Genomic DNA, 14,298 nt, shown 5'->3' with positions numbered 1-14,298 from the left:
CGTCCCGTCCACGCCCGCCCGGTTCACGCCCGTCCCGGGCCTCATCCGGCGAACAGCGCGAGCAGCGCGTCCTCCAGGGCGCGGACGGCCTCCGGGGTCTCGGCGACCGCGCAGTACGTCACCGTGCCGTTGGCGGGCCCGAGGTCGCAGCTGAACAGCACGCCGGTGCCGGCCGCCGGGTCGAAGGCCAGCCCGGCCGCGACCAGGGCCGCCAGGGCCTCCGCGAAGGGGGGCACCGCGGGGCCCGCGAGCTCCAGCACGTGGCGCGAGCCGCGGTGCTCCTCGCGCAGCAGGCGGCCGAGGACGACGTCGAGCGGGAAGCTGGAGCCGGTGAGCCGCGCGTTGGTCTCGTGGAAGTAGATCTCGCCCTTCGGGGTCAGCACGGCGTCCGCGCTGAGCGTGCCCCGGTAGCCGATCACCCGCAGCGCCTCGCACAACCGGGCCGCCTCGGCGACGAGTTCGGCCCGGACCCCGGCGTCCGGGGTGACCGCCGGGGTGATCTCCCCGACCACCACCGGCCGCATGATCATCTCGCCGCAGCCGACCGGCCGCGCCGCCTCGTCGTCGATGAGGAACTGGGCGTACAGCGGCGCGGAGTCGGCGAAGTACCGCTCCACCACCACCCGTTGGCCTCGTCCGCCGGTCAGCCAGGTCCACCGCTCGGCCACGTACCCGGCGACCGCCGCCCGGTCCGGCAGCCGCACCACCCGCTCGGCTCCGATCGCCGTCACCCGCTCGTCCCGGGCGAGGATCTCGTTGCCGAGGCCGCCTCCCTGGTACTCGACCTTCACCATCACGCTGTGCCCCCGCGCCAGCAGGTGCTCGATCGCCGCCTCGACCTCCGCGGGCGAGCCCGCCACCGTTCCGGGCGGGATCGGCACGCCGACACCGGCGGCCACCGCCCGGAAGCCCGCCTTGCTGTTGAGCAGCGCGTTGCCGCCCTGGGCGGCGAAGGACGCGCCGGGCAGGGCGTGCGCCACCCCGACCGCCTCCGCCAGTTCGGCCACCACGCGGTTCGGCACGATCGGCAGCACCTCGTCGACGGTACGCCCGTCCAGGACGCGGCGCAGTTCCCGGCGGAAGCCGGAATCGGCCAAACGGTCGGCGGTGAGCACCTGGTCGCCCCCGGCTCCCGGCGGCGGCACCACGAAGGTCAGGCTCTCGGCCCGCACACCGGTCACCCCGGTGACATAGGCCAGGTACGCGGGGTCGGGGCCCGTGGGCAGCACCAGGACGTCGCCGTCCTCGGCCCACCAGAGCATCCGCTGCGCCCCGCACCCGGCGACCAGCCGCTCCCGCGGCGTCATCCCGGTGAGGTCCCCGATCATCTCCTCGGTGCGGTTGTTCGCGATGCAGAGCGTCGTCATCTGGCTGCTCTCTCCCGGCGTCCGGCGCTGATGTGACGTGTGCTACCGGTGTAGCGCACCCGGGGTTGTTCCCGTTCGGCGCTCGGTCAATGAACTAAACCGCGAACAACCGGCGGTCGCGCCGGACCGGGGGCGGGCAGGGTCCGGCGGCCCTGGACGAGCGATCAAAATTGGTCTACTCCAATCTTGTCCTGAATGCGTCGTCACAGCGGGCACCGTCCTACAGTTCACTGTTCCTTCCGAGCGGCCGGGTGCGCTGCCGGGTGGTCGGTCACGCTGGAGGGTCGGGATGCCGAGAGCCGTTCGCTGTCTCATTGTCGCGGTCGCCGCCGCGCTCGGTGCGGTCGCGGTGGCGACCGTGCACGTCCGGGACTGGGTGCCGCTCGCACCCGCGCTGTGCGTGGACGTGCTCGTCGGGATCGGCTGGGCTTCGCTCGCCGCCCTGCTGCTCCAGCGGCGGCCGGCCCTCGACCTGGCGGTGGAGGACGGCGGCGGGCGGCCGCACCGCGTCGACGTGCTCCTCACAGCGGGCGGCGAGCCCCGCGCGACCTCGCACTGGAGGGGCCGCCACTGGCCGTGACCTGGCCGAAACGGGTGGCGCAAGATCACCTGACGCCCTTTCCGCCCCGGGCTGCTCCTGCCACCATGGCGCGAGGACCCGGAGACGAGGGAGAGCCAAGGTGCGGACGGTACACGTGAGTTCAGCGGTGATGACCCACCCGGTACGCCTGGCCCAGGCCCAGGAACTGGCCGATCGCCTCGGCCTCGACGGCCTGGCACTGGATCCCGATCCGGACGGCCCGCCGTCGGCGCTGCTGACGGCCCTGGTCGCCTGGGCCGCGGTGGGCGCCGGGGCGAGCCACCACCTCGTCGTCCAGGACGACGTGTCCGCGCCGGAGAACATGGTCGAGCTCGTCGGCCGCGCGGCCGGCCGGTTCCCCGACGAGGCCCTGGTGTTCTACACCAACTGGCACGCGCGCAACGGCGGCGCCTCCCGGCTCGCCGCGCTCGCGGGCGCCTCCTGGGTACGGGCGGTGCCCGACGAGTTCACCCCCTCGCTCGCCGTCTGCCTGCCGGTCGACACCGCGGACGACTTCCGCGAGTTCGCCACCGGCAGCGAGGAACGGCACGACGACGAACTCCTGTCCGTCTTCTTCCGCGCGCGCGGCCGGATGAGCCTGATCGCCGTGCCGAACGTGGTCGAGCACATCGGCACCAGCAGCATCAACGGCCATGCCACCCAGGGCATCCGGCTCGCCGTCTGCCCGGTGGACGCCGCCGACGCCGCACCGCTGCTGGAGCGGGGCCGGGTCCTGGAGGAGCCGGGCTGGATCCCCTACATGCGCTACGGCGAGGGCTACATCCGGCTGGTCGGCCAGGAGAACGGTCCGGACGGCGGGCGCGGCCACCACCGCTGGCGCGACGCCCTGCCGATGACCGGGCTGGAGGAGCGGACGGTGCTCGACGCGCTGGCGGACGGCATGCCGGAGGACCTGGCGTCGGAGGTGGCCCGGCTGTTCGGCCGCGGCTTCGCCGAGGAGCTGTGGATCCACTGCCTGCTGCTCGGCCGGCAGGCGGCCGGGGCCGCCCGCCGGCTGGGCGGACCCGGCGACGTCCCGCCGGAGTCCCTCGCCCGGCTGCGGGACGCCGCGGTGGCCACCGCCGGACCCGCCGGCCTGCCGCCCGAGCGCCGTCCCGAGGCCGGCCCGCGGGAGGTGCGGCTGATGGCCGCGTTCGCGTGGACCGCCGTCAGGGCCGGGGAGCGACTGGACCGGGTCCCGTAGGTCCCGCCGGGCGCGCGACGCGGACTACGAGACCCGGCCCACCTCCGGCTTGACCGGGTGGGTGATCCACACCCCGGGCTCCCAGTACGCGCCGAGGTCCCGCTCCCGGTCGATCCGCAGCAGGGAGAGGCCACCGGGGAAGACGTAGTCGCCGCTCTCCGGGTAGTCGATGCCGGTCCACCGCTCCCACTCGGCCACCGTCCCGGTGATCCGGGAGGACTGCTCCGAGGCGCCGGCGACCGTGCCGCCGACGCCCACCTGGGTGCGGATCCACGGGTCGAACGGGGCGCCGTCCGCACGCCGCCAGGCGGCGTACCGTTCGATCGGCACCAGCGGGTACCGCTCCTTCCAGGTGGGCCGCACCGGCACCAGCACGGTGTCCAGGCCGGCCTGCCGCGCCACCCGGTGCATCCCGCCGAGGAGCAGGCTGGACAGTCCTCTGCGCTGGTAGTCCTCCGCGACCTCGATGCCCAGCGCGACCAGCGCGCCGGCGGGCCGGCCGGCGTCCCGGTCCGCGAACGCCCGGGCGATGGAGTCGTCCAGTCCTGGGCCGAGGTCGGCTGCCGTGCCGTCCCAGGTGCGCGGCAGGGAGCGGCCGGCTCCCGCGACCGCCTCGCGCTCCTCGTCGTACAGGACGAACTGGTACTCGGGGAAGTCCTCGAACAGCCGGTCCCAGAAGTCGTCGTTCACATCGCCGTGCAGGTTGTACTCGGGCACGATGCCGGCGAACCGCTCCGGCATCTTGTCCCACAGCTCGGGGCGCTCCGCGTGGGTCACCACGACCAGGGCCATCGGGTTGTCCTCTCTCCTGTGAATCCCGCGGTTACGCGGGGACCTCGACGTCCCAGACGATGACGATCGGCAGCCCGTCCCAGGCCGCCCGGGCCGCGTCCGCGATGAACTCCTCGTAACCACCGGGCGCCAGGCGCCCGTTGAAGAGCGGCTCGTGGAGGGCCCGCACCCGCAGCCCCGCTCCCGTGAACGCCTTCAGGTACTGCCCGGGCAAGTGGACGTGGTTGCGGACGAACGCCAGCTCGGAGCCGTGCACGAAGACGCACTGTCCCTGGAGGGCGATGACGAACGGGTGCAGGTCCGAGACCAGGATCCGACCGCCGGGGCGCACCACCCGGGCCAGCTCGGCCACCCCGGCCGACAGGTCCTCAAGGTGCGTCATGGCCAGCGAGCAGACCGCGAGGTCCACCGAGTCGTCGTCGAGCGGCAGGTGCTCCAGGCGCCCGGAGCGGAACTCGGCCTCCGGAGCGCGCTCGCGGGCCTTGGCCAGCATCTCCGGCGACTGGTCGACGCCGATGGTCCGGTGGCCGCGGGCGACGAGCGCGCCGGTCTGACGGCCGGTGCCGCAGGCGGCGTCGAGGGCGGTGCCCACCGGAAGGGTGTCGAGGATCCCGTGCAGCACGGGCTCCTCGACCTCGATGTACGAGTTGGGCAGCGAGTCGTAGACCGCCGACCAGGAGGCGTACCCCTCGGCGACGTCGAGTTCGCTGACGCCGACCCCGCCGTCCGGCAGGCTCTCGTCGCCCGCGGCGAACCGCCGGATCTCCTCGACGCGCTCCTGGAGGAACTTCTCCTCGCCGCCCAGGGCGTTGCGCAGGAGCGCGAGCCCCTCGATCCCCAGGACGAGTTCCCGTGCCCTGAATTCATGACTCATGCGGACCCCTCATCGACAGCCGGAAAACCACGGTTCCACGCCGGCCGCCGGACGCGGCCGGATTGCGGCCTACCCACCCCGCGGAGAACGGACCCGGCCACCCGATCACCTGTCCGAAAAGGCGGCCCTGAATGACCGGTTCACGGCATTGTCCCGCCATATCCGGGGAACCCCTGCCGAATTCGCCGCAATCGACCAGAATGCGTATTCGACGATCGGTCCCATCCATCGGGAGGCGGAATGATAGAGGGATATCTCGGCAGGGAAAGCGTCACCTCCGGGGGCGTGCTGACGCTCCACGTCTCCACCGACGCGCCCCGGTTCCGGCTGAGGTTCTACCGGCTGGGCGGGGAGCTGGAGCTCGTGGCGGAGACGGGCTGGCACCCGGGCTCGCTCCACCTGCCGCCCCCGCACCCCGACGCCGTCCCCGGCCGGGCCTCGCCCGCCGACGACTGGGGCTGGCCGCCGCTGACCCTGCCGGTGCCCGAGGACTGGCCCCCGGGAATGTTCCTGGTCCAGTTCGTCGAGGAGGACGGACTTCCCCTGCTCGACGCCTCGACCGTCGAGGGACCCGCGCGCGAGTTCTTCGTCGTCCGGCCGAAGCGGGCGGGCAGCCGCTCCACGATCCTCTACAAGAAGTCGACCTTCACCCGGCACGCCTACAACCGCTCCGACCGCCCGGGCGAGGAGCGCGCCGTCAGCCTCTACGACCACCCCGTGTACCTGCCGGACGCCGCTCCCCGCGGCCACAAGGTGAGTTTGCACCGGCCTGGCGGAATCATCGATCTCGCCTACTGGGACGCCCCGTTCATAGCCTGGCTGGAACGCAACGGATATCCGGTCGAATTCTGCACCGATCTCGACCTCCACGAGGACCCGGAACTCCTGTCCTCGTACGGCCTGCTGCTCAGCGTCGGCCACGACGAATACTGGAGCGACGCGATGCGCGCCCATGCCGAGCGATTCGTCCGCGACGGCGGGAACATCGCCTTCCTGAGCGCCAACACCTGCTGGTGGCGAATTCACGTGACCGACCGGAACACCGCCTTCGTCTCCGACACCGACCACCACGTGGGAGAGGAGTATCCGCACCTTCCGGCGACCGACCAGTGGTGGCCGGCACAGCCCGACGGGGTCGGCCGCCCGGAGAACTCCCTCACCGGGGTGAGTTTCCGCAACGGCGGAATGTGGGCGAGCGCCGAGGGATGGCCCGGTGACCGTCCGCGCGACGGGTACACCGTGCAGCACGCCGACCACTGGGTCTTCGCCGGCACCGGGCTGCGCGACGGCTCCGACGGCGGGGAGCCCGACCGGCTCGGCGCGGGCACCGCGCTCATCGGGTACGAGTGCGACGGCGCCGCCTACACCCGGGACGCCGACGGGATCGCCCGCGCGACCGGGGAGGACGGCACCCCGGACTCGTTCCTGATCCTCGGCATCCACGTCCTCGAACCGGTCCACGAGGACTTCCACGACTTCAAGTGGAGCCACTGGAACGGCCCGGCCCGTGAGCCGGGCCGTTCCCCGAGGGCCGCGACGATGGGGATCCACACCGCCGGCGGCACCGTGTTCACCGCGGGCACCACCGACTGGCCGGTGGTGTGCGGTCACGAGCAGGACGCCGGTGTCGTCCGGATCACCCGCAACCTCCTGGAGCGGCTGCGGCACCGTACGGCGCGTCCGTGAGCAACTCGCGCAGTGCGCGGATCCGGACCGCCCCGCTCGGCAGGGGCGGCTCGGACCCGCGCACCGCCGGGTCCGGCCGGCACAGGTGGACGGAGCGCATCCCGGCGTCGAGCGGGCCGATGACGTCGGGTGCCCACATGTCGCCGACGAACAGCACCTCGCCGGGCGGCAGGGCGCACCGCTCCAGCAGGACCCGGTAGATCAGCGGGTGCGGTTTGCGCGCCCCGGCCCGGGCGGAGCCGACGACGAAGTCGACCGCCGGGCCGAGGCCCACCTCCTCGACGCAGTCCTCCAGGTTCCAGAACCAGTTGGAGCACAGCCCGACCCGCAGCCCCCGGTCACGCAGCTCCCCGAGGACGGGACGGACGTCGTCGAACAGCTCCAGCCGGACGGCCTTCATGGCCCGGTCGATCTCCCCGACCAGGCCCTCCAGCTCACCCTCCGGCACCCCACAGGACCGCGCCCTGCGCCGAAGCCTCTCCAACTCCCAACGGTGGTAGGTGAGTTCACTGACGGAGTGGACCGCGTGCTCCTCCCCCTCGCCGGGGCCCACCGCCCACTGGTCGCCCCAGCGGGCGCCCTGGGCGGACAGGCCCCGGCGTTCGAAGATCGCACGGTGATCGGGCGGCAGCGGTTCGACCATCCGCGCCAGCGTCCCGTAGAAGTCGAAGACGACCGCACGGACCTCCGGCGCCAGCACCCGGGACACCGGACCGGCCTCAGTAACGGCCGTGCCGGCGCGGGAAGTAGTCCTGGAGCGTGCCCTCCCGCTCGATGTCGACCGTCGCGCAGTGCAGGCCGCCGCCGAACGGCCCGACCGCCCGGAACGGCACCGGCACGATCTCGAAGCCGTAGGAGGACAGCTGCTCCGAGAGCCGGACCTCCTTCTCCTCGATGCACAGGGTGTTCTCGTCGAGGTTGAGCATGTTGCCGGCGAGCCACGGGCTGCAGAACGACAGCTTCGGCGGGTGGTCCCAGCTCGCGGGCTGCACCGCCTCGATGATCTCCCAGTCGTTGAGCCGGAAGAACTCCATCAGCTCGGCGTCCGCCAGCCGCTCGCCGCAGTGCAGCACCAGCCCCGGGCGCAGCGGCACCCAGGTGGCGTCGATGTGCAGCGGATGGGTGTTGGTGGAGGTCACGGCGTGGACCCGGTGGTCGGGGAAGTGGCGCTTGAGCCACTGGTAGCCGCTCTTGTTGGTGACGAAGGACAGCTGGACGAACAGGTCCTTGCCGAAGCGGGCGACGTCGGCGGCGTCGAACAGCGGCTCGGCCTCCGTCAGCACCAGGTCGTAGTCGCGGACCCGGGCCAGCTGCACCTCCGTCGGCAGGTCGTTGTAGGTGTCCCAGAACTCCGTGTTGTACGAGGCGTCGGTGAGCCTCGGCTTCGGGGCGGCCTCCCAGCGCATGTTCTCGTCGGAGTCGAACAGGTTCTGCAGCAGCGGCCGGTAGGCCAGGTACTCGTGCCAGCGGCTGCGGTACGACATGGTCGCTTCCAGGACCTCGTTGCCGACGGTCAGCAGGATGTCCCGGGGCGGCATGCAGCCGAACATGGAGTCCTGGGTCCAGTCGGGCGTGCTGACCTTCTGGTTGAAGTCGATCGGGGTGGGGCGGTCCACCCTGATGCCGCGGCGCTGGAGCATCGCGGCGAAGTTGTCGAGCTGCTCCTCCGCCTCGGCGACCATGTCCTCGGGCATCGGGCCGAAGGTGCCCAGCGGGAAGCCGTCGTCCGGGTAGTCCCGGCGGACTGCGGGCTCGGGGGCCTGGACCACGGTGCCCTCGGCGCGCCCGACGATCACATGGCGCAGCGGGTCCCACCCGTTCCAGGCGTTGACCCGCACCGGACGTTCGGTCTCGGGAGTCACATCGGGCGCGGCAGTCGTCTGCTCGGTCACGTACAAGCCCTTCGAATCGGGGTCACGTGGGTATCGCAGAGGCCCAACCTGCTCGTGCGACCCAGAAGTCGTCAAGGCGTTGCATCCTCCGTGGGACGCCGAACGTCATCTTCCGGCCGAATGTCTATACCTCTGCAACAGCGAGTGATCAGATGGGTAGTCAGAAGACCACCCCCATAGCGAACTTGGAGACCCCCATGACCATTCGCATGTCCAGTCGCCCTGTTGTACTGGCGTTACTCCTGTCCCTGGCCGCCGCCGGATGCAGCAGCGGCTCCGGCGCGGGCTCCGATTCGGGCGGCAAGCTGACCGTCTGGCTGGCCGTGGACGCCCAGGAGAGTTGGCCACAATTGGTCCAGTCCACTAATGACCGTTTCACCAAGGCGCACCCCGGTGTCCGGGTCGAGGTCCAGTACCAGCAGTGGCCGACCAAGAACCAGAAGCTGGACGCCGTCCTCGCCGGGAAGAACGTGCCCGACGTGGTGGAGATGGGCAACAGCGAGACCACCAACTACATCGTCAACAACGCCTTCGCGCCGATCGACCCGGCCCGCTACGACCAGTCGGACGCCTGGCTGCCGGCCCTGGCCGACGCCTGTCGCAACGACGGCAAGACCTATTGCGTGCCCTACTACGTCGGAGCCCGGGTCGGTGTCTACCGCACCGACCTCTTCGAGCAGGCCGGCGTCCCCGGCGCCCCGAAGACCTACGCCGACCTGACCTCCGCGCTCGACAAGTTGAAGAACACCTTCGGCGCCGGCGACCCGAACTTCTCCTCCTTCTACATGCCCGGCCGCTACTGGTACGCCGCCATGGCCTTCGTGAAGGACGCCGGCGGCGAGATCGCCGTGAAGGACGGCGGACGCTGGAAGTCCTCGCTCTCCTCCCCCGCCTCCGTCGCCGGTCTCACCGAGTGGAAGCGGCTGATCGACACCTACTACGTCGGCGACCGCGCCAAGGACAACAGCGACGAGCCGGGCGTCGTCGGCCAGGGCCACGTCGGCGTCTTCTACGGCAACACCTGGGAGGCCGACGCCGCCACCGACGCGAACTCCGGCGGAGACCCGAAGCTGAAGGGCAAGTTCGGCACCTTCCCCTTCCCCGGCCCGTCCGGGAAGCTCCTGCCGCCGTTCCTCGGCGGCTCCACCCTGGCCGTGCCGGCCAAGTCCACGCGCAAGGACCTGGCCAACGACTGGATCAAGATGTTCACCGACCGGGACTCTCAGAAGTCGCTGATCGCGGCCAACACCCTGCCCAACAACACCACCCAGATGGCCGAGGTCGCCGCCGGCGGCATCAACGGACCGGCCGCCCAGGCGGCCCAGACCGGCGGCTGGATGACCCCGTTCGCGCCCGGCTGGACGTCGGTGGAGAAGTCCAACATCCTTCCCGAGATGCTGGAGCGGATCGCCAACGGCAAGGCCTCGGTGCAGGACGCCGCCAAGGACGCCGACAAGCGGATCGACGCCGTGATCAATGAGCGGTGACCGGGTCCGGCGGCGGCGGTCACCACTGCTGCCGTACCTGCTGATCGGGCCGACCGTCATCGCGCTCGTCCTCGTCCTCGGCTACCCACTGGTGGACATGGTCGTGCTCGCCTTCCAGGACATGACCCGCGAACAGCTGTTCAGCGGTGCGACGCCGCCGTGGGCCGGCCTGGAGCAGTTCCGGCGGATCCTCGGTGACGGCTTCTTCTGGACGGTGGTGTTCCGCACCCTGCTGTTCACCGCCGTCTGCGTCACCCTGACGGTGGTCTGCGGGCTGTTCACCGCGATGCTGATGCACCGCGTCTCCCCGTGGGTGCGCGCCGTCATCGCCGGCGTGCTGGTCACGGTGTGGGCGATGCCGGAGATGGTCGCCGCGTCGATCTTCCGCTGGCTCTTCGACGCCGACTACGGCGTGGTGAACTGGGTGCTCTCCCGACTTCCCGGGGTCGACCTGGCCAAGCACAACTGGTTCACCGACCCGTGGGAGGGCTTCTCCGTCATCGTCGCCGTCGTGGTCTGGGGGTCGCTGCCGTTCGCGGCGATCACCCTGCGGGCCGCGCTGGCGCAGGTGCCGCCGGAGCTGGAGGAGTCCGCGGTGCTCGACGGCGCCCGGCCGTTCCAGGTCTTCCGGCACGTCACCATCCCCGTGATCAGGCCGGTCCTGCTCATGGTCACCACGCTGATGTCCATCTGGGACTTCGGCGTCTTCAACCAGATCTGGCTCATGCGCGGCGGCCAGCCCGAGCGCGAGTACTACCTGCTCGGCGTCTACTCCTTCATCGAGTCGTTCGCCGTCAACCGGTACAGCGTCGGCGCCGCGATCGCGCTGGTGACCGTCGTGCTGCTGCTCGGCGGGTCGGTCGTCTACCTGCGCCAGATGCTCAGGACGGGAGAGATCGAATGAGACGACGGCGGTCGCTGGGCCACGACCTGCTCGGACTGGTCGTGGCCGCGGTGATCGGCTTCCCCGTCTACTGGATGGTGCTCACCGCGTTCCGCCCGGCCACCGAGATCCTGAGCCTGCCACCGCACTTCTGGCCGGGCACGCCCACCCTGTCCAACTTCAGCCGGGCCCTGAACTCGGAGACCTTCTGGGACAACGTGCGCTCCAGCGTCCTGATCGGCGTCGGCACCGTGCTGGTGTCCCTGGTCGTCGGCACCCTGGCGGCCTTCGCGCTGGCCCGTTTCCGGTTCCTGGGCCGCCGGGCGTTCGTGGTGGTGATCCTCGTCGTCCAGATGGTCCCGCTCACCGCCCTGATCATCCCGGTGTACCTGCTGCTGAACGACGTCGGGATGACCGACAGCATCGCCGGGGTGATCATCACCTACCTGGTGTTCACCCTGCCGTTCACGGTGTGGATGCTGCGCGGCTTCATCGCCGGGGTACCGGTGGAGCTGGAGGAGGCCGCCATGGTCGACGGGTGCGGCCGGCTCGGCGCGTTCCGCCGGGTCGTCCTCCCGCTGCTCGCCCCCGGCATCGTCGCCACCTCGGTCTTCGCGCTCGTCCAGGCGTGGAACGAGTACGTCCTTGTCTACGTCCTGCTGTCCACCCCCAAGAAACAGACCGTCAGCATCTGGCTGGTCTCCTTCCAGACCAGCTTCGGGACCGACTACGGCGGTCTCATGGCGGGTGCCACGCTGACCGCCCTGCCCGTGGTGGTCTTCTTCCTCATCGTCCAGCGCAGGATCGCGTCCGGCCTCGCCGCCGGCGCGGTCAAGGGCTGACCGCGAGCACGGAAGGCCCCGGCCCGGTCGGCGGCACCCCTTTCACGTCCCAGGAGGACTCCGTGACGCATGATCGTCTCGATCTCGTCTCCAAGCTGTACCAGCCCTCCGGCTGGCCCCGCATCCTGCAAGCCGCCTCCGGCGACCCGTCCGAGGCCCCCCTGATCGTCGACCTCGACCCGACGACCTTCTGCGACCTCGCCTGCCCCGAGTGCATCAGCGGGAAGCTGCTCAACCAGGGCCGGTTCACCCCCGAGCGGCTGGCCGCGCTCGCCGAGGAGCTCGTCTCCATGTCCGTCCGGGGCGTGGTCCTCATCGGCGGCGGCGAACCGCTCGCCCACCGGGGCACCCGCCGGGTGCTGCGCATCCTCGGCGAGGCCGGGGTGGCCGTCGGGGTCGTCACCAACGGCACCATGATCGACAAGAACCTCGACGAACTCGCCCGCTACGCCAGCTGGGTCCGCGTCTCCATGGACGCCGGCACCGCCGAGACGTACGGCGTCTTCCGTCCCGACCGCAAGGGCCGCAGCGTCTTCGACAAGGTGGTCGCGAACATGCGGCTGCTCGCCGAGGCGAAGACCGGATCGCTCGGCTACTCCTTCCTCGTGATGACCCGTCAGGAGCCGGACGGCCGGCTCGTCAGCAACCACACGGAGGTCCTGCGCGCCGCCGAACTCGCCCACGACATCGGCTGCGACTACTTCGAGACCAAGGCGATGTTCGACGACGACCACCACGTCATCCAGGTGTCGCAGGACATCCTCGACTCGGTCGACCGCCAACTCGCCGAGGCCGCGGACCGGTTGCAGAGCGACACCTTCCAGCTCGTCAACTCCTCCACGCTCACCTCCCTGCGCCGGCACACCGGGCCCGTCCAGCCCAAGGACTACCACCGGTGCCGGGTGGCGGAGTTGAGGACCCTGATCACCCCGTCCGGCGTGTACGTGTGCGCCTACCACCGGGGCAGCCCGATGGCGAGGATCGGCGACGCCGTCACCGACAACCTGGCCGACATCTGGCGGGACTCCGACCGCGGCATCATCGACCCGAGCCGCGACTGCCGCTTCCACTGCGCCCGGCACCGGTCCAACCTGGAACTGGAGCGGATAGCCCAGGGAACGGGCGCAGTCCCCCTGGCGGAGGACTACGACCCGTTCCTGTGACCGTCAGCCCGCGCTGACGCCGACCCTGGTCCCCGCCCGGGCGCCCCGGTTCCCCGGGGCCGCCCGGGTGGGGATCACCCGTGCTCCGGGGAACGGGCCGCGCAGCGCGTCGGCCAGGCGCTCCGCCACCGCCGGCGCGTCCGCCTCGGGACACACCCCGACCAACGAGCCGCCACCACCGGCCCCGCTGAGCTTCAGCGGCAGGCCGACGACGTCCAGCGCCAGCGACCGCAGCTCCTCCAGGAGCGGGGTCGACATGCCCTGGTGGTCGCGCATCGCCGCGTGCGCCCGGGCCATCGCCGCGCCCAGCGCCTCGTGGTCGCGCCCGCGCAGCGCCGCCCACGCCTCGGCCGACGCCCGGTCGGCCTCCGCCCGGTACGCCGCCAGGGCGGGATCGCCGCCCGCGAGCTGCGCCCGGACCGTACGGATGTGGTCGCCGGTGTTCTTCCGGGTGCCCGAGTCGACCACCACCACCCGCCAGTCCTCCGGGAACTCCAGCCGCTCCAGGACGACCGGCAGGCCCCGCTCCCGGCCGTCGAGCAGCAGCGCCCCGCCCTCGGCCACGGCGAGGTGGTCCATGCCGCCGCCGTTGAAGCGCTCGAACTCGAACTCGTACGCCCACTGGACGATCACGGCGTCCGGCACCCGCTCGCCGTCCGGTGACCCGGCCTCGGCGAACGCCCGGAACAGTGCCACGATCAGCGCGGTGGACGAGGACAGCCCGCTCGCGGCGGGCGCCTCGCTGCGGACCCGGACGGCCGGCGGGGCGGCGGCCAGCCCCGGCAGCCGCTCGCGCAGGAACGCCCACACCTGGACCGGCCAGCCGTCCTCCGCCGGCTCCGCCGGTGCGCCGGGCACGATCTCGACCGTGGTCGGCAGGTCGAGGGCCAGACTGACCGAACGGCCGCCGCCCAGCCAGTCCAGGTCCTCCCCCGACAGGCACGCCCGGCAGGACACCGCCGCCCGGATCACTCGCACGTCGCTCACCTCGCCTGGAACCTTCCGTCGGCAACGAACGCCTGGTACATCGACAGCACCACCCGCGTGGGCGGGTGCAGCGGCGCCGGAGGGTCGCCCAGCGGGCGGAACTCCGCCCGGCGCACCTCGTCCGCCCCCGGGGCGAGCTCCCCGGACCAGCGCCGGGCCACGAAGCAGAGCGCGAAGCAGTGGTTGACGTCCCCGTTCGGGTAGGTCAGCGTGTGCACGGCCGGATCGGACAGCGACCCGAAGGCCACCAGGTCCTCCTTGTCGACCCGCAGCCCGGTCTCCTCCGCGACCTCCCGGACGGCCGCGTCGGCGAAGCCCCCGTCCTCCTCGCAGGCGCCGGCCGGCAGCTCCCACACACCGTTGTCGACCCGCTGCTGGAACAGCCCCCGGCCGTCCGCGTCGATCAGCAGGACCTGGGCCCCGGGCACCAACAGCCGTTGACTGCCGACATTCTGACGCAACGACCACACGTAGGAGCCGACGTATCCCATGCCCGCACCACCTCCTCCGGCGCCCGCCCCGCGGCGGACGTCCACCGGGC

At 71.6% G+C, this 14,298-nt stretch carries 14 protein-coding genes; 7 read left to right on the top strand and 7 right to left on the bottom strand.

From position 1 onward, the window contains the following. Positions 1-41 precede the first annotated feature (41 nt). Complete coding sequence (locus tag ACZ55U_RS13310; RefSeq protein WP_465525668.1) at positions 42-1,367, bottom strand: preATP grasp domain-containing protein; 1,326 nt, start codon at positions 1,365-1,367, stop codon at positions 42-44. Between the two features lie 289 nt (positions 1,368-1,656). On the opposite strand from ACZ55U_RS13310, the gene ACZ55U_RS13305 reads away from it, so the two are divergent. Continuing rightward, a complete protein-coding gene (locus ACZ55U_RS13305) occupies positions 1,657-1,947 on the top strand; it encodes a hypothetical protein (protein WP_465525666.1) in 291 nt (96 codons plus the stop codon). A gap of 115 nt (positions 1,948-2,062) precedes the next feature. Then, a complete protein-coding gene (locus tag ACZ55U_RS13300) occupies positions 2,063-3,151 on the top strand; it encodes a hypothetical protein (protein ID WP_465525664.1) in 1,089 nt (362 codons plus the stop codon). 24 nt (positions 3,152-3,175) lie between these two features. Here the strand turns inward: ACZ55U_RS13300 and ACZ55U_RS13295 are convergent, their stop codons facing one another. Together ACZ55U_RS13295 and ACZ55U_RS13290 are read right to left on the bottom strand one after the other, a co-directional pair. Further along, positions 3,176-3,943 (bottom strand): GNAT family N-acetyltransferase, encoded by a 768-nt coding sequence (locus tag ACZ55U_RS13295; RefSeq protein ID WP_465525662.1) that lies wholly within the window; start codon positions 3,941-3,943, stop codon positions 3,176-3,178. Positions 3,944-3,974: 31 nt separating this feature from the next. Continuing rightward, on the bottom strand, positions 3,975-4,817 hold the full coding sequence (locus tag ACZ55U_RS13290; RefSeq protein WP_465525660.1) for a class I SAM-dependent methyltransferase: 843 nt from the start codon (positions 4,815-4,817) through the stop codon (positions 3,975-3,977). Positions 4,818-5,057: 240 nt separating this feature from the next. Here ACZ55U_RS13290 and ACZ55U_RS13285 point away from each other — a divergent pair, with 240 nt between their 5' ends. Then, complete coding sequence (locus ACZ55U_RS13285; RefSeq protein ID WP_465525658.1) at positions 5,058-6,503, top strand: N,N-dimethylformamidase beta subunit family domain-containing protein; 1,446 nt, start codon at positions 5,058-5,060, stop codon at positions 6,501-6,503. Here ACZ55U_RS13285 and ACZ55U_RS13280 read toward each other — a convergent pair. Continuing rightward, on the bottom strand, positions 6,454-7,203 hold the full coding sequence (locus ACZ55U_RS13280) for an HAD family hydrolase (protein ID WP_465525656.1): 750 nt from the start codon (positions 7,201-7,203) through the stop codon (positions 6,454-6,456). The genes ACZ55U_RS13285 and ACZ55U_RS13280 overlap by 50 nt on opposite strands. Before the next feature lie 19 nt (positions 7,204-7,222). Next, entirely contained in the window at positions 7,223-8,395 is a 1,173-nt protein-coding gene (locus ACZ55U_RS13275) for a serine/threonine protein kinase (protein WP_465525654.1), read from the bottom strand. A 197-nt stretch (positions 8,396-8,592) separates the two neighbouring features. Here ACZ55U_RS13275 and ACZ55U_RS13270 point away from each other — a divergent pair, with 197 nt between their 5' ends. From ACZ55U_RS13270 to ACZ55U_RS13255, 4 genes are all read left to right on the top strand, one after another. Next, a complete protein-coding gene (locus ACZ55U_RS13270; RefSeq protein WP_465525652.1) occupies positions 8,593-9,882 on the top strand; it encodes an extracellular solute-binding protein in 1,290 nt (429 codons plus the stop codon). Further along, entirely contained in the window at positions 9,872-10,786 is a 915-nt protein-coding gene (locus ACZ55U_RS13265; RefSeq protein WP_465525650.1) for a carbohydrate ABC transporter permease, read from the top strand. Before ACZ55U_RS13270 ends, ACZ55U_RS13265 begins: the two co-directional genes overlap by 11 nt. Further along, entirely contained in the window at positions 10,783-11,607 is an 825-nt protein-coding gene (locus ACZ55U_RS13260; RefSeq protein WP_465525648.1) for a carbohydrate ABC transporter permease, read from the top strand. Before ACZ55U_RS13265 ends, ACZ55U_RS13260 begins: the two co-directional genes overlap by 4 nt. A gap of 62 nt (positions 11,608-11,669) precedes the next feature. Beyond that, positions 11,670-12,770 carry a radical SAM protein gene (locus ACZ55U_RS13255; protein ID WP_465525645.1) on the top strand — a complete coding sequence of 367 codons (1,101 nt, stop codon included), beginning with the start codon at positions 11,670-11,672 and terminating at the stop codon, positions 12,768-12,770. Positions 12,771-12,773: 3 nt separating this feature from the next. On the opposite strand, the gene ACZ55U_RS13250 is transcribed toward ACZ55U_RS13255, so the two are convergent. Together ACZ55U_RS13250 and ACZ55U_RS13245 are read right to left on the bottom strand one after the other, a co-directional pair. After that, the gene (locus ACZ55U_RS13250) at positions 12,774-13,757 is read right to left on the bottom strand and encodes a GHMP family kinase ATP-binding protein (protein ID WP_465525643.1); all 984 of its coding nucleotides are present in this window, start codon (positions 13,755-13,757) and stop codon (positions 12,774-12,776) included. Beyond that, positions 13,754-14,248 (bottom strand): NUDIX domain-containing protein, encoded by a 495-nt coding sequence (locus tag ACZ55U_RS13245; protein ID WP_465525641.1) that lies wholly within the window; start codon positions 14,246-14,248, stop codon positions 13,754-13,756. The genes ACZ55U_RS13250 and ACZ55U_RS13245 overlap by 4 nt, the downstream gene beginning before the upstream one ends. Positions 14,249-14,298 lie beyond the last annotated feature (50 nt).

The organism is Kitasatospora sp. NPDC034533 (assembly GCF_055575155.1).
Note: the sequence above shows the minus strand (reverse complement) of the source record. Positions and strands in the feature narration are given on the sequence as shown.

Bases quoted from the DNA above. Each gene is read 5' to 3' on its own strand.
- ACZ55U_RS13310 (WP_465525668.1), bottom strand. From the start codon at position 1,367: ATGACGACGCTCTGCATCGCGAACAACCGCACCGAGGAGATGATCGGG.
- ACZ55U_RS13305 (WP_465525666.1), top strand. From the start codon at position 1,657: ATGCCGAGAGCCGTTCGCTGTCTCATTGTCGCGGTCGCCGCCGCGCTC.
- ACZ55U_RS13295 (WP_465525662.1), bottom strand. From the start codon at position 3,943: ATGGCCCTGGTCGTGGTGACCCACGCGGAGCGCCCCGAGCTGTGGGAC.
- ACZ55U_RS13290 (WP_465525660.1), bottom strand. From the start codon at position 4,817: ATGAGTCATGAATTCAGGGCACGGGAACTCGTCCTGGGGATCGAGGGG.
- ACZ55U_RS13285 (WP_465525658.1), top strand. From the start codon at position 5,058: ATGATAGAGGGATATCTCGGCAGGGAAAGCGTCACCTCCGGGGGCGTG.
- ACZ55U_RS13270 (WP_465525652.1), top strand. From the start codon at position 8,593: ATGACCATTCGCATGTCCAGTCGCCCTGTTGTACTGGCGTTACTCCTG.
- ACZ55U_RS13265 (WP_465525650.1), top strand. From the start codon at position 9,872: ATGAGCGGTGACCGGGTCCGGCGGCGGCGGTCACCACTGCTGCCGTAC.
- ACZ55U_RS13260 (WP_465525648.1), top strand. From the start codon at position 10,783: ATGAGACGACGGCGGTCGCTGGGCCACGACCTGCTCGGACTGGTCGTG.
- ACZ55U_RS13245 (WP_465525641.1), bottom strand. From the start codon at position 14,248: ATGGGATACGTCGGCTCCTACGTGTGGTCGTTGCGTCAGAATGTCGGC.